Origin of the sequence: Candidatus Amarolinea dominans (assembly GCA_016719785.1) — a bacterium.
In the GTDB taxonomy this organism is placed as follows: Bacteria; Chloroflexota; Anaerolineae; order SSC4; family Amarolineaceae; genus Amarolinea; species Amarolinea dominans.
Genome location: JADJYJ010000027.1, coordinates 1 through 13552, shown reverse-complemented (window position 1 = coordinate 13552; position 13552 = coordinate 1). Strand labels below are relative to the sequence as shown.

15 protein-coding genes and 2 pseudogenes are annotated in these 13552 nt (G+C 63.3%); all 17 read left to right on the top strand.

The window, feature by feature from the left end; all coding sequences use genetic code 11:
• A partial coding sequence (locus tag IPM84_21050) for a CRISPR-associated protein Cmr3 (protein MBK9095196.1) occupies positions 1 to 259 on the top strand: 259 nt, incomplete at its 5' end.
• A gap of 33 nt (positions 260 to 292) precedes the next feature.
• Positions 293 to 481, top strand: a complete 189-nt coding sequence (locus IPM84_21045; protein MBK9095195.1) for a hypothetical protein — start codon at positions 293 to 295, stop codon at positions 479 to 481.
• Between the two features lie 944 nt (positions 482 to 1425).
• Positions 1426 to 1587, top strand: a complete 162-nt coding sequence (locus IPM84_21040; GenBank protein ID MBK9095194.1) for a hypothetical protein — start codon at positions 1426 to 1428, stop codon at positions 1585 to 1587.
• A gap of 26 nt (positions 1588 to 1613) precedes the next feature.
• Positions 1614 to 1784 (top strand): hypothetical protein, encoded by a 171-nt coding sequence (locus tag IPM84_21035; protein MBK9095193.1) that lies wholly within the window; start codon positions 1614 to 1616, stop codon positions 1782 to 1784.
• A gap of 64 nt (positions 1785 to 1848) precedes the next feature.
• Positions 1849 to 2031, top strand: coding sequence for a hypothetical protein (locus IPM84_21030; GenBank protein ID MBK9095192.1), 183 nt, complete (start codon positions 1849 to 1851; stop codon positions 2029 to 2031).
• Positions 2032 to 2063: 32 nt separating this feature from the next.
• Positions 2064 to 2774 (top strand): type III-B CRISPR module RAMP protein Cmr6, encoded by a 711-nt coding sequence (cmr6, locus tag IPM84_21025; GenBank protein ID MBK9095191.1) that lies wholly within the window; start codon positions 2064 to 2066, stop codon positions 2772 to 2774.
• A gap of 3 nt (positions 2775 to 2777) precedes the next feature.
• Positions 2778 to 3899 carry a CRISPR-associated protein gene (locus tag IPM84_21020; GenBank protein ID MBK9095190.1) on the top strand — a complete coding sequence of 374 codons (1122 nt, stop codon included), beginning with the start codon at positions 2778 to 2780 and terminating at the stop codon, positions 3897 to 3899.
• 19 nt (positions 3900 to 3918) lie between these two features.
• Complete coding sequence (locus IPM84_21015; protein MBK9095189.1) at positions 3919 to 4320, top strand: hypothetical protein; 402 nt, start codon at positions 3919 to 3921, stop codon at positions 4318 to 4320.
• Between the two features lie 196 nt (positions 4321 to 4516).
• Positions 4517 to 5155: a hypothetical protein gene (locus IPM84_21010; protein ID MBK9095188.1), complete on the top strand. Its 639-nt coding sequence runs from the start codon at positions 4517 to 4519 to the stop codon at positions 5153 to 5155.
• Positions 5145 to 5975 carry a hypothetical protein gene (locus IPM84_21005; GenBank protein MBK9095187.1) on the top strand — a complete coding sequence of 277 codons (831 nt, stop codon included), beginning with the start codon at positions 5145 to 5147 and terminating at the stop codon, positions 5973 to 5975. The genes IPM84_21010 and IPM84_21005 overlap by 11 nt, the downstream gene beginning before the upstream one ends.
• Positions 5976 to 5978: 3 nt before the next feature.
• A pseudogene (gene cas7i / locus IPM84_21000) lies at positions 5979 to 7066 on the top strand (type I-B CRISPR-associated protein Cas7/Cst2/DevR).
• A gap of 33 nt (positions 7067 to 7099) precedes the next feature.
• The gene (cas5, locus tag IPM84_20995; protein ID MBK9095186.1) at positions 7100 to 7813 is read left to right on the top strand and encodes a CRISPR-associated protein Cas5; all 714 of its coding nucleotides are present in this window, start codon (positions 7100 to 7102) and stop codon (positions 7811 to 7813) included.
• A gap of 142 nt (positions 7814 to 7955) precedes the next feature.
• Positions 7956 to 9971 carry a CRISPR-associated helicase Cas3' gene (gene cas3 / locus IPM84_20990; GenBank protein MBK9095185.1) on the top strand — a complete coding sequence of 672 codons (2016 nt, stop codon included), beginning with the start codon at positions 7956 to 7958 and terminating at the stop codon, positions 9969 to 9971.
• Between the two features lie 208 nt (positions 9972 to 10179).
• Positions 10180 to 11157, top strand: coding sequence for a CRISPR system precrRNA processing endoribonuclease RAMP protein Cas6 (cas6, locus tag IPM84_20985; GenBank protein MBK9095184.1), 978 nt, complete (start codon positions 10180 to 10182; stop codon positions 11155 to 11157).
• 97 nt (positions 11158 to 11254) lie between these two features.
• Positions 11255 to 12283, top strand: a pseudogene (gene cas1, locus IPM84_20980) (CRISPR-associated endonuclease Cas1).
• A 37-nt stretch (positions 12284 to 12320) separates the two neighbouring features.
• Positions 12321 to 12641: a CRISPR-associated endonuclease Cas2 gene (cas2, locus tag IPM84_20975; GenBank protein MBK9095183.1), complete on the top strand. Its 321-nt coding sequence runs from the start codon at positions 12321 to 12323 to the stop codon at positions 12639 to 12641.
• Between the two features lie 96 nt (positions 12642 to 12737).
• Complete coding sequence (gene cas4 / locus IPM84_20970) at positions 12738 to 13313, top strand: CRISPR-associated protein Cas4 (protein MBK9095182.1); 576 nt, start codon at positions 12738 to 12740, stop codon at positions 13311 to 13313.
• Positions 13314 to 13552: the final 239 nt, after the last annotated feature.

Below are 13552 nucleotides of genomic sequence, written 5' to 3'. Positions count from 1 at the left end.
CTGGGAGCCAGTTTTCCAGGGCCAGGTCAGCCTGCAAGCGACGGCCATCCATCGCTACGAGAGCGTGGGCGGCTTTGATTGGGCCGCACCCGCCGCCGAGGCCGGCGCTCATCGTCCCGCCCGGCGTTTTGTGCCAGCCGGTAGTGTGTATCTCTTTTCCAGTGATGGTCAGGCGCTCCGCCCTGACTTGATCCAGAACGCTAACACTGACCGGGGCGCTGAAATCGGTCTGGGCCAGGCCGTCATTGCGCCCGCCTGATGTTCTTTTTGGGTAAGAAGGAGGAATGACCGGATGTTCGATGCAAAATCACTGATGTTTATTTATGTCGAAACGTCGCTGCATGTGAAGGCGCCGCGCAGCCCGGGAACGGTGTATCTTTCCTATCCGGCGCGCAGCACCGGCTACCTGATGGTGCAGGCGAGTAGCCTGAAAGGCGAGCCGCCGCTGAGACCCGTTTGGTCGGTTGTCGCAGGAGGATGAGTTTGTCATCTTCGGGCTGGAACGGCTCAGGCCAGCGACCATGTCGGGCGCTGTCGAAGAAAGTGGGTCGTGATTCGCGCATTCTTGTTTCCGGTGTGTTTGTTGTCCGGCGTGTTTGCCTGACGACTAGCTTGGATGTGCTGGCGAGCGCTTTCAGCGCGATGCGGGTCAGGGCCGGTTAGTATCCGGATGGGTCCGCTAACCGCATCGCCGGGCACGCCGACGGCCTGTGCCGACAGCGCAACGCTGTTGGCTTGGTACAGCGTGGTGCCGGAGGAGTCCGCTTCTGCCCAACCGACCAGCAGAAGTTGGCAGACGATCGCGCCTGGCTCGCTGGACCACGCGCCGCAGCCCAGAACGAGAGTACGACTAACCGGCGCAGGACTGACCCGGCTCTGCATCCTACCTGAGGATGCGTTCGGATTTTGTCCTTTACAGCACCGAGGTGCAGACGACATCAAGCCCAATCCAATCACGAAAACGGTGGACAACGGCGCCTGTGGACTTCGGAGAGCCCGCCGGTGGATACGCTACCTACGCGCCGCTGATGGCGACACCGCCCGGCGCCCAGTAACGTGGAGTTGAGCGGAATGCAGATTCTCCAAAGGCCGGAGGGCCTGAAACCGACGTGCGGTCCGCAGTTGGGCGGCGACGAAACGACCGGGGTCAGGGCACCACCGCCATCTCGTATGGTGGGAGGGGTGCGGGCGAGCCGGCAGCGATCGCTGGAGCAGAGACGGGCGAACCACGCCTGGCGGCGGATCGATGAGGTCAGGGAAGGAGAGTCTTCGCCAAGAAGTACGGCCAACCGGGCGCAGCGCCGCGGCTGACGCAAACGAACGGCCTGGGGCAGACGCTGGCCTTCTGGCGCGCTTAACGGTCTTCCATGTCTGCAAGGCGCAGCAAATGAACATGCGTTTCCCCTGGACGTTTCCCGGTGGGTGATGGAAGAACGATTTCACTGGAGCCATGAGAAAGGATTGCTCGGTTGGATCACCGGCGACAACGCTACAACCGATGGGTACCGGCAGGCGACCGTGGAAACGCTGGCCCTGCTGGTGTGGCTCAAACGCTTTGCCGAAGCCGAACTGGGCGAGGAAAAGTGATGAAACGGCATAGAAGGAGATAACCGATGGACTATCCATTGCTGCGGCGAACCCTGACGGCCTGGCGGGCGCAGTCTCCGCAGTCCAGTCAAAATGCCGGTCTGATCTTCGATCGCTTTGCTCCAGACTGCTTGAATAATCAAGAGGCCAAGAAGAGTGGCCTGCTGGCCGTCAAACAGGCGGCGACGCTGACATGACGTTACCTGGCAGCCTGGCAGACGCTGGCAGCAGACGGTTGCGGCGGTGCAGGCGGAGCCGTTCATGCTGCGCACCGACTGGCGCCTGGTGACGGGGCTGGGGCGCAAGGGGCCGCTGGAGGTGGGCTTCACGTTTCACCGTTACGGCTTTCCCATCCTGCCCGGCAGCAGCCTGAAGGGGCTGGCGCGGGCGTGGGGACTGTTGCGGGTGGCGGAGGCGCTGGATGTCGCGGACCTGGGCGCCTGACGCTGCGCTCAGCCAGGACGACAACGAGAAATTTGAGAAAGAATGGCCGGCCCTCCGCCCAGGCGCCCAAAAGTGCGGCTGTGGCGCGACGCACCGCGGATGGGTGGCGTGAGCTGTTCGGCACAACGGCCAACGCCGGCCAGGCCATCTTTCTGGATGCCATCCCGGCCGTGGCCGAATTGCCAACGCTCGACCTGGACATCATGAACCCGCACTATCCCAAGTATTACCAGGGTTCCGAGGCGCCCACCGATTCGCAGAATCCCATTCCTGTTTACTTTCTCACGGTGGCCGCGGATACGGCGTTTCAGTTCGCGGTCGGCTGGCGCGGATCGCTGGACGAACACGCGAAAAGCTATCGCCGTACCGCCCAGACCTGGCTCAGGCAGGGACTGCTCAACCTGGGCGCGGGCGCCAAAACCAGCGCCGGGTACGGCTATTTTGTGGCCGTGGAGACCGCGGCCGCGCCAGCCGGTGCGCCGGCGCAGACCGCGGCCGTTGTCTCGCCGCCGCCAACGGTGGTAGCGCCCGCAGCAGCTCGCTCGACGCGACACGGGCGCGTCAAATACGATCAGGGGCGTGCCATGATTCACGACCTGGACGATCCGCAACTGCGCTCGCGGGTTGATTGGAAGAAGTTGGGCATGGATAATTTGCCCGACCGGACGACGGTGGAATACGTGACGGAGGAGACGGCCGATGGCCGACGCACGGTTATGTCAGTGCGCAAGTCAGTGAGGTGAACAATGGCAACGAAGCGATTTGTGTTAAGCACGGTGGGCATCAGCCCACTGCTCAATGCGTTGGATTCGACGGAAGGGGCCTGGAGACAGAAATTCAATCAGGCGACCAACGCGGCCCGCTTGCCTGACGATGTGGAGGCAAAAGCGCAGGAACTGGCGCAGCGCGTGACCGCCAGATTGCGCGCAGGCGACGTTGTAGTGAACCGCAAACTGAGCGCGGAGTTAAACGGAATCTACGGCCTTTACGATGACAAGCTCCCTACCGGGGGGTCAGGAGACATTCATTTCCTGGTGGCAACCGACACGGCATTGGGCCGGCTGGCGGCGGCAATCATCTGCGACTTCCTGCGCAGCCAGGGGTTGACAGCCGATGTCTACATTCCGGCCGCCTTATCTACCGCCGACCCGCTGACCTTTTCCAGCGGCATGAAACAACTGATTCGCTGGTGTGAAGACACGATCCCCGGCTACCGCAGCGCGGGCTATCATGTCGTGTTCAATCTGACGGCTGCCTTCAAGAGTCTGCAGGGCTACCTGAGCATCATGGGGATGTTCTACGCCGATGAGATGATCTATATTTTCGAGACTGGTTCGAAATTGCTCAGTATTCCACGCCTGCCGCTGCAGATTGACGTGGGCGCTCTGCGTGAAAGCCGCGTGGAGTTAGCCATGATGGCGCAGGGCCACGTCTATGCCGTGGAACAGGTGAGTGGTGTGCCCGCCGGTCTGCTCGACATCGACGAGTCCGGCTCTGCCAGTCTCTCGGATTGGGGCGCGCTGGTGTGGAACCGCGTGCGCGAGGAGTTGCTCGGCGCGGATTTGTTGCCTTTTCCGCGTCTACAGTTCACAGATCAGTTCCGCAAGGATTTCAAGGGCGCAGATGCCCAGCAGCGAACAGAGGTACAGGAGTCGTTAGCTCGTGTTTCTGGTTTGCTCGAGGACAGCGCCGGCGACAGCGCATCGCTCAAACGTGATGGCGGCCTTCTGTACGAAGTTTACAGGAATCAATTTTCGCAGAGCGGCCGCCCGATTGGTCATTTTCGTGTGACCCAGGGCCGCCGCATTAGCTGCACCGGAGGATGGGGCGCTGCGCCTGCGTCGCTACGGCGAACATGCGATCAATGACAACCCGTGAGGTAATCCCATGATCCTTCTCAATTTCTCTCACCCCCTGAGCGCCGAGCAGATGGCGGCCATCGAGGCGCTGCTGCAGGCGCCTGTCCAGCGTGTGCTGGAGGTGCGCAATCAGATGGATGCGCAGCAGCCCCTGGCGCCGCAAGTCACGGCGATGGCCGATGCCGCGGGCCTGACGCCGATGGAGTGGCAGAACGAAGCGCTCCTGGTCAACCCGCCCTCGCTCAACTACAGCGCGGTGACGCTGCTGGCCGAGCCGCACGGCCGCATGGGCTATTTCCCGGCCTGCGTGCGCCTGCGCCCGGTGGCCGGCGCGGTGCCCCCACGCTTTGAGGTGGCCGAAATCCTGAACATTCAGGCCATCCGCGACACAGCCCGCCAGCGCGGGCAGATAACAGGCGAGAGCGATTGAAATCGCGCCTGGTGGGCGTTCCGCCGGGCGTCCACCTGCGTGGACGCAATGGCGGTCGGCGCAGGCCGACCTGGCGGCGGAACGCCCTTTCGCCCCGAATTCATTCGGCGGCTGGCCGCCTGAGCAGTTATTTTTCATCAGAAAGGAGGAGTCTGCATGATACGTTTTACGAGGACATCCGCTCGTGGATGTGGGTGTGGCTGTGATCACCCTCTTCAACCGGCGCCAGCGACCCGAAGAGGTGACGGAGGCCGATCTGGAGCGCATGGCTGATTATGTGACGGCCGAATATGTGCGCCAGCCGCTCAAGTCGTTCCTGACGGTGGCCTTTCCCAACTCGGGTTTCACCCAACCTGCGTTCGAGAAAACCCCGGAACGACGCCTGACCTATGCTAACCTGGTCGCGCGTGCCTATCGCCAGGAACAGGCGCCAGGCGCGGAAACCTGTGTCTTCACCGGGGAGCCGGCCAGCGCCATCGCGTTTGGCGAAACGCTGCTGCCGGGGCGCACGTTTCGCCAGCACGTGCCCCTGCTGACCGGCGAAGATGTGATCAATTTTCACCCCGGCGGCGACGCGGGCTTGCCCGTCTCAGGCTGGGCGCTGCTCGCCATTCAGGCCTTTCCTGGGTTGCGCCAAGTCCGGCGGCAAACTGCTGGCCGTCCACTCCGACAACGAGGAGCTGATCCTGCACTTCGCTGCCGATTTTCTGCAGAAGAACCGCCTGGCGATTCAACTGGCGCAGGCGGCCGGGGAGACCAAGCTGCCCGAAGCGTCGCAGTCCCAACGCACGCTGCTGGTCAGCACCCTGTTGGACGCCGCGGTGATGCAGCGTGAGCGGCGCGCAGACGAGCGCCCCTTCTCCATCACCGCCTATCATCTGACCAACAGCGGCCAGGGTGTGGCGCTCGATCTCTATCATCTGCCGCTGCAAATCATCGGTTTCCTGCACGAAATGCACCTGGCCGAATACCACGCGGACTGGGCGGCTGTGGTGCGCCGCGCCTGGGAACTGCCGCCGCCGCCCAAGGGCAACAAGGCCGCCGTTCCCGCGGCTGAGTTCAAACCGCGGCGCAACTGGCTCTACGAGGACCTTTTTCGCCTGCCGGGCAATGCCCCCACGTTCATTCGCACCTATTTTCTGCGCGTGGCCTTGCGCGCCGTGCGCAATGTCCCCACCGATCCCCGCGGCGCCTATTCGGTCAGGGATCAGGCCGAGCTGGTATCGTGGAAAATCACCGAGTGTTTTCTGAGGAGGGTTTTACAGATGGACAAACAACGGATCGCCGAGATTCGGCAGTTGGGCGATCGCCTGGCTGCCTACGTCAGCGGGCAGAACGACCGCCGCTTCTTTCGTGAGTTCTTCACGCTGCAAAACTACGGGCACCTGCGCAACGCGCTGATCAAAGCCAACATGGCGCATGTGCGCCGCGGTCAGCCGCCCTTGATCGCCTGGATCCGTACCTGGTCGTTTTCGAGGAGGGCGACGAGGTGGCGCGCCCAGATGGGCGCCTGGCGCGATCTCATCTTGATTCGCATGATCGAACAACTGCACGAACACGGATGGCTGCGCCAGAACGTGGACGCCATCCCCGAAGTTGCTGAGACGGCTGAGAATGCTGAGAATCGTCAAACCAATGCATCAGAGGAGGATTGAACCATGTCATTCGTTACCGGTTTGCTGTTGATTGATGCGCCCGCGTCGGCGCTGAACAACCTGGGCAGTATTCCCGGCGCCCGCACCGATAATACGGTCGGCGTCAAGATGATCAAGGCGCGATGGCGCCTATCCCTACGTCTCCGCGCAGGCCTTTCGTTACTGGCTGCGCGCCACCCTGGAGGATGCGCAGATCGGTTGGCAAAAAGGCGCCCATCTACCGCGAGGAGAAGGTGGCCTACACCGACGCCAACCCCATCCTGTTCTGGGACGATGATCTGTTCGGCTACATGCGCGCGCCTTCGGGCAAGAAATCTGCGCAGGAGAAGCGCGCGGCCGACACCAGCCGGGCCGGCGAGACGCCTACCAGCGATACGATTACGCGCGTCTCGCCCTTCCGGGTCAGCACCCTGGTTTCCATCGCACCGGTTTCTGTCACCGAGGATTTCGGCGTGATGGCGCGCCACGAAGGCGACCCGGTGCCGCACGAGCACCAGTTCTACCGCACCACGCTCAAGGGCCTCTTTTCGCTCGACCTGCACGCGGCCGGCACCTTTTCCTATCGCCAGAAGACCGGTTTTCGCAACCTGGACGACGGCCGTATCGAGATGGCGCGTCAGCGAGGGTTGGAGCTGGTGGAAGCAGATAAATCGTACCGGCTGCCGTTGGCCGAGCGCGTGCAGCGCGTCAAGACCCTTTTCGAAGGGCTGGCGCATCTGGAGGGGGGCGCCAAGCAGACCCTGCATTACACCGATGTGGCGCCGGCCCTGACGATCATGGCGGTGACCAGGGGCGGCAATCACATCTTCGGCCATGTCGTGGGCGCGACCGGCCGCGGCCAGCCTGAGTTCAAGCTGGATGCGCTGGCTGAGGCGCTGACCGTCTTCGCGGACGATCTGCTGTCGGCTGTCTACATCGGTTGGACGCGCGGCTACCTGGATGACGAGCGCGGCCGTTTCGAGCAGGCGCTGCAGGACGGCGGCCTGCTGGCACCCTTCCGCGGCCAGATTCAGATCGCGCATCCGCGCGTCGCGTTCCAGGCGATGGCGGCTGCGTTGGCGGCGCCTGGGCATGAGGGTTGGCTTGATTAGGCGGGCCTGGCAGTTGATGAAAGCGAGGAGGCCATGAAGGTACTGAGAATTGTGGCCGAAGGTCTGACCACATCGTTTCGCTATCCGCACTTCATGCAAGGGGTGCAGCCCAGTTATCCGATGCCGCCGCCGGCAACGATCTATGGGCATATCTGCAGCGCGCTGGGGGAGTGGGCGGATCCGGCCGGTTTGCAGTTCGGCTACTGTTTCACCCACCAGAATCTGCAGCCGCTGCGTGACAAGGAGCACACGATTGTGCTGTCGCCGGCCACGGGCAAGCTGCCGGGCACGCAGATCCCAAAGGTGTTGGAGGGCAATGTCAACCCGTTCGAGCGCGAGCTGCTCTTCTTCCCGCGGCTGACGCTGTATATCAATCGCCCGGAATGGCTGTCGGCTTTCCGCAGCCCGCGCTACGCCGTCATCCTGGGGCGCTCACAGGATTTGTTCGCTTATGTTGATGTGCGCGTGGTCGAGTTAGCGGAGGCCGATCACGCCTACTTCGAACATACGCTGCTGCCTTACCGCATGGCGCTGCAGGTGATGCGCGGGGTCACGCTGTTGATGCCGCGCTTCCTGGATTACGATCGGCGCCGCGCGCCCCAGTTCAGCCGCTACGTGGCGCTGACGGAGCGGGTGCGCCTGCCCAACGAGCAGGGCTTTCAGTTTGCTGACGCGCCTGCGCCCCGTTTCTGGGTGGACCCCACCACCCCTGACGATCACGGGGCGCAGCGCGGGCTGGCCTTCTGAACTTCGACGGGGAAGGCGATGAGTGAATTGCGTTGGCCGGACTGGCTCGACACGATCTGGGCCAAAAGCGCGCCCAAGGGCGCCGGGAATCAGCCCGAAACCCTGGCGCAGCACACCTGGACCGTGCTGACGCGCCTGGCCGATGTGGCACACCTGCGACCGACGCTGCCGGCGCGGCTGGGCGCGCCGCGTCTCTGGCACATTCTGGCCTGGGCCGCCTTGCTGCACGATCGTGCAGGGCCTGTGGCGCTGGCTGCACGACTGCCCGGCGGAATGGTTCGCCGCGCTCGATCTGGATGCGCTGGGCGCCGCGCCGATCGCGTTGCCGCCGCTGACCGCTGCGGTGCGCCTGGTGCGGCAGCAGGGCGCGCCGCGCATCTATGCCTGGCTGCAGGTCTATCGCCGCTTCCATGATAGTCTGGGCCGCCAGGCTGACCCCGGGACGATTGTGGCCACGCTGGCCTTGCGTGGTTTTATGATCAACGCCGACCATGGCGCCTCGGCGCACGCGCCGCGCCTGCCCCAACCCGTGTTCGCCGCGGATGCTGTGCTCAGCAGCCTCCGTAGCCGTTCTTTGACCCCGGACAGGCTCTTCGATCACCAACGCCAGGCCGGGGAGACGCTCGGGTCGCTGCTGCTGACCGCGCCCACCGGCAGCGGCAAGACGGAGGCCGCGCTCCTCTGGGCGGCGTGTCAGGCTCGCAGCGCCAGCAGCGTGCCACGCCTTTTCTATACGCTGCCCTATCAGGCCAGCATGAACGCCATGCAACTGCGGCTGGGCTTGATTTATGGCAGCGATCGGGTGGGGCTGCAGCATGGCCGCGGGCTGCTCTCACTCTATCGTTTGCTGATGGAACGCGCGTACGAGCCGGCGCAGGCCGCGGCCCAGGCGCGCTGGATGCTGAACCTGGCGCAGTTGAATCAGCAGCCGGTGCGCATCTTCAGCCCCTACCAGATTCTCAAAGGGTTCTACCGGTTGCCAGGCTACGAGGCGTTGTTCAGTGATTACCATGACGCCGTTTTCATCTTCGACGAAATTCATGCGTATGAGGTGGAGCGCCTGGCGCTGATTCTGACGACGATCCGTTTTCTCGCACAGCGCTTTCACGCGCGCTTCCTGGTGATGTCGGCCACCTTTCCCTCGCTCATCAAAGAATGGCTGCGTGAGGCGCTGGCGGGGCCGGCCGAGATCGTGGCCGATGCTGGCCTTTTCCAGGCCTTTCAGCGTCATCGCCTGCGGCTGCTGCCGGGCGAACTTCTGTCAGACGCCGCGCTGGACCGTATCGAGGCCGATGCCCGGGCCGGCAAGTCGGTGTTGGTGACCAGTAACCGGGTAGATCGGGCGCAGGCGCTGTGCGCGGCGCTGCACGCCCGCTTGGATGAGGCCGGCGTCGCGATCGAGCTGCTGCACGGGCGCTTCAACCTGCGCGACCGCGCCTTCAAGGAGCGGTTGATCCGTGAGGCAACGGGGGGCGATAGTGCCCAACGGCGTCCGCTGGTCCTGGTTTCAACCCAGGTGGTTGAGGTGAGCCTGGATATTGACCTGGACACGATCTACTCGGACCCGGCGCCGCTGGAGGCCTTGATTCAGCGCTTTGGCCGCGTCAATCGCCGCAGACGGCAGCGCGACCTGGCGCCTGTGCATGTCTTCCGCGAACCGGCCGACGGGCAGAAGGTGTATGACGCGCTCCTGGTGCAGCGCACGCTGGCGGTGCTGGAGCGGCTGCAGGATCAAGGCATCGATGAAGGCGCGGTGGGCGGGTGGCTGGATGAAATCTACGCGGGTGAGGTGGAAACGCGTTGGCGCGCAGCCTTCAGCAAGGCGGCCACTGAGTTCGAGGCGGTGTGCATTCGCACGCTGCGCCCGTTCCAGGCCGCGCCGGAACTGGAAGAACAGTTCTATCGGGCGTTCGACAGCATCGAGGTGCTGCCGGCCAGCCTGTGGGACGAATACGAGCGCCAACGCCACGAAGAGCCGATCCTGGCGGCCGAGCTGTTGGTGCCGATCAGTTGGGGGCGCTACCATGCGCTCAAGCACGCGGGCCTGGTCTATCCGGCCGGTGAGGGGCTGCCGTCCGTGGTGAAGGTGACGTACGATGGCCGGATGGGCCTGGGATCGGGGGCGCCGGCCGGGCCGACGGAAGATGATGGGATTTAGGTGAGAGGGGTGAGAGGGTGAGAGGGTGAGAGGGTGAGAGGGTGAGAGGGTGAGAGGGTGAGAGGGTGAGAGGGTGAGAGGAGAGTGTTTTGTGGCAGACGGCGTTGTCACGCCGGAGGCGTGACCTACGGGGCGCTTTTTCGGGCGGCCTTTGCGGCTCTGCGCCCTGGCGTCCCTGCGTTGAAAATGTGTATGACAGGAGGAAAGGATGCTTACGCTACATTGCCTGGAATTCGAGATGGAAGCGACGACGCGACTGGGGCTGTATGAACACAGCGGCACGGCGCTGCGCGCGGCGCTCTATGCGACGCTGTCGCGCCACTTTTGCCCGGCGCCGCCCGGCACACGAGCCAGCCTTGACCCTAATCATCAAACCTATTGCCCGGCGTGCTGGTTATTGGCGCGCGAGGAGCCGGAGAGCACCCGCGGCAAGGATGTGCCACGGGCATTGGCGCTGCGGCCCCCCGTGCGCACGCCAACCGATTTGCAGCCGGGCGCACGCTGGCGTTTTGGGCTGACTCTATTCGGTTCCCAGGCCGCCAGCCTGTTTCCTTATCTGGTGGTCGCCACGGCGCTGATGGGGGAAACGGGCGTGGGGCGTCCGGTGCAAAACGGGCAGCGCGGACGTGCTCTTTTGCGCCGGGTGTGGGCGCTCAATCCATACACAGAGATGCGCCAACTGCTGGTGGCCGAAGGATCGAAGCGGGTGGACGCACCGGAGTTGGCGGTGACCCAGGGCGATGTGGAAGCTGCCGCGGCGCGGCTGGCTGCACAGGTGCGTGGGCAGGGTAATCGAGTGAATGTCAATTTTCTGACACCCACCCGCCTGGTGGATGGGGAGATGCTAGCTCATTCACCGGTTTTCATCACCCTGTTCGAACGCGCACTGGGGCGGTTGCGACAGTTGACGCACTGGTACGCGGATGGGGAGACGCTGCCGGTGGCGGTGGAACGCCTGCTGCCGCTGGCCGATGAGGTACGGTTGGTGGGCGATCAGACGCAGTGGGTGGACCTGCACAGCCCATCACGCCAGAAGCACTATGCCACACCCATCGGCGGCTTCACGGGGCGGGCCACCTACACCAGCGAGCATTGGGAGCAGTTGCTGCCGTGGCTGCTGTGGGGCCAGATGACGCAGGTGGGGAAGAATACGGTGAAGGGGAATGGGTGGTATGAGGTGGCATAAGTGCAAAGTGCTGAGTGCAAAGTACAAAGTGCTGAGTGCTGAATGCTGAATGCGGAGGGGAGAAGGGAGAAGGGAGAAGGGAGAAGGGAGGGGAGCGATGCCGATTATCGAGAATTTGGTGGTGGAGGAGTATGGCGCCTTTGTGGGGAAGAAGCAGGGGCGCGTGGTGGTGACGGTGAAGGATAAGATCGTGGCGGAGGCGCCACTGTTGCATCTGCAGACGATTGTGGTGGCAAGCAACGGCGTGAGCGTGTCGAGCGATGTGCTGGCGGCCTGTTGTGAGGAGGGCATTCCGATTCACTTTGTGGACAGCCGGGGACGGGCGTATGCCGCGGTCTACTCGGCCGGGCTGACGGGCACGGTGCGGACGCGGCGTGCGCAGCTCAAGGCGTATGACGAAAAAATCGCGTTGACCTGGCGCGCGCAGTGGCGCGGGCCAAGCTGCAAAATCAAGCCGGGCTGTTGCGTTATGCGGCCAAGTATCGGCAGGAGTCGGCGCCGGAGGTGTATGCGATCCTGCGTGACGCGATGACGGAGGTGCTGGTCAAGGCTGATGAGGCGTTGCGTGTTTTGCCGGAAGCGGCCCACATCGAGACGCTGCGCGAGTCGCTGTTGGCGGTGGAGGGGCAGGGGGCGCAGCACTATTGGCGTGGCTTTGCGGCGCTGCTGCCCAAGAATCTGGAATGGCCCGGACGCACGGGGCGCGGCGCGCTGGATCCGGTCAACAGTGCGTTGAACTATGGCTACGGCATTCTCTATGGGCAGGTGGAGCGGGCGATCGTGTTGGCCGGGCTGGATCCGTATGCGGGCTTCGTGCATGCGGATCGGCCAGGGAAGCCGAGCCTGGTCTTCGACCTGGTGGAACCGTTTCGGCAACCGGTGGTAGATCGGGCGCTGTTGAACTTTCTGAACAAGGGAGGGGAGATCGAACGCGACGACAAGGGGCTGTTGGCGGAGGCGAGCCGGAGGGGCTGGCCGAGCGGGTTTGGATCGGTTGGAGCGACCCACAGAGTACCATGACAAACAGTTTGGCCTGCGCCAGATCATCCAGATGCAGGCGCGGGAACTGGCCACTTTTCTGCGTGGCGACCGCGTCGAATTCGAGCCTTACGTGGCCCGGTTTTAGGCATGGGGCATGGGTTGTAAGTTCTGGGAGCCTGAGCATGATGACGATAGTGATCTATGACATCAGCGATGACAAGGTGCGCACGACGGTGGCCGCGGCGTGCCTGGACTATGGGTTGGATCGCATTCAGTTCAGCGCGTTCAGCGGCAATCTGAGTCGCAATCATCAGGAGGCGTTGATGATGAAGATTCGGCGGCGAGTGGGCAGAAAACCGGCGAGCGTGCAGCTCTTTACGATCTGCGCTGAAGACTGGGCGCGGCGGATCGAGGTTCTGGTGGCGGAGAAGGCCGGCAGTGGTGGCCCAGGGAAACACGGGGAGCATGCTGAGGAGGCGGACCGTGATGACGAGGAGATTTGATGACAGGGGAAACGGGTCAGGCGGTATGGTTTGGCCGGCGCGTGAGCCGGAGGTTGCCTGGTCAACGGATGGCCTTGCGGCTGCGAGGAGGTTGTCATGTTTACCGTGACGGATATCAAGCAGTATGTGTACTGTGCCCGCGTGCTGTATTACGAAGTGTGTTTGCCGCGCATCCGGCCAACGACCGACAAGATGGAGGCGGGGCAGGAGGCGCATGAGGAGGAGGAGACGCGCGAACACCGACGTTCGTTGCAGGCCTACGGCGTGCAAACTGCGGAGCGAGAGTTCAACAAGCGCCTGTACAGCGAAGCGCTGGGCTTGAGCGGCATGATAGATCTGCTGCTGGTGGCGCCAGATGGACAAGAGGATGTGGCCTGGCCGGTGGACTACAAGCTGGCGACAGAGACAGGGCCGAACATTCGCTTGCAGTTGGCGGCGTATGCGGTGTTGGTGGAGGAGTGTCTGCACAAGCGGGCAGAGCAGGGGTATATCTACCCCATACCGCTGCGGCGGGCAGAGGTGGTGAAGATTGATGCGGGGCAGAAGCGCCGTGTGAGAGAGGCGTTGGCGCAAATGCGTGAAATTGTTGTGACTGAACGCATGCCGGCGGCGGTGAAGGAGCGCGGCAAGTGCGTGGACTGCGAGTTCAGGCGTTTCTGCAACGATATTTGAGGGCCTGGGGCGGCCGTTGGGGTGGGGTGTGCGTTGCGCAAATACCCCCTGGAAACAAGGCAGCGGACGATTTGCGCAAACCAACAGGATGTGGCAAGATAAGGGGGGCATTGGCAGGCCAAAGATGCCGCCCAGGAAGGGCCAGGACGCATTTTGGAGAGCCAAAAGGTCATTTTACTACTCTCGGACTGGAAACAAGGGGTGGCTTCGATCAACGACCCGATTTGAAGGGTACTGAA

Bases quoted from the DNA above. Each gene is read 5' to 3' on its own strand.
- IPM84_21045 (MBK9095195.1), top strand. From the start codon at position 293: ATGTTCGATGCAAAATCACTGATGTTTATTTATGTCGAAACGTCGCTG.
- IPM84_21040 (MBK9095194.1), top strand. From the start codon at position 1,426: ATGGAAGAACGATTTCACTGGAGCCATGAGAAAGGATTGCTCGGTTGG.
- IPM84_21035 (MBK9095193.1), top strand. From the start codon at position 1,614: ATGGACTATCCATTGCTGCGGCGAACCCTGACGGCCTGGCGGGCGCAG.
- IPM84_21030 (MBK9095192.1), top strand. From the start codon at position 1,849: ATGCTGCGCACCGACTGGCGCCTGGTGACGGGGCTGGGGCGCAAGGGG.
- IPM84_21020 (MBK9095190.1), top strand. From the start codon at position 2,778: ATGGCAACGAAGCGATTTGTGTTAAGCACGGTGGGCATCAGCCCACTG.
- IPM84_21015 (MBK9095189.1), top strand. From the start codon at position 3,919: ATGATCCTTCTCAATTTCTCTCACCCCCTGAGCGCCGAGCAGATGGCG.
- IPM84_21005 (MBK9095187.1), top strand. From the start codon at position 5,145: ATGCAGCGTGAGCGGCGCGCAGACGAGCGCCCCTTCTCCATCACCGCC.
- cas5 (MBK9095186.1), top strand. From the start codon at position 7,100: ATGAAGGTACTGAGAATTGTGGCCGAAGGTCTGACCACATCGTTTCGC.
- cas3 (MBK9095185.1), top strand. From the start codon at position 7,956: ATGTGGCACACCTGCGACCGACGCTGCCGGCGCGGCTGGGCGCGCCGC.
- cas6 (MBK9095184.1), top strand. From the start codon at position 10,180: ATGCTTACGCTACATTGCCTGGAATTCGAGATGGAAGCGACGACGCGA.
- cas2 (MBK9095183.1), top strand. From the start codon at position 12,321: ATGATGACGATAGTGATCTATGACATCAGCGATGACAAGGTGCGCACG.
- cas4 (MBK9095182.1), top strand. From the start codon at position 12,738: ATGTTTACCGTGACGGATATCAAGCAGTATGTGTACTGTGCCCGCGTG.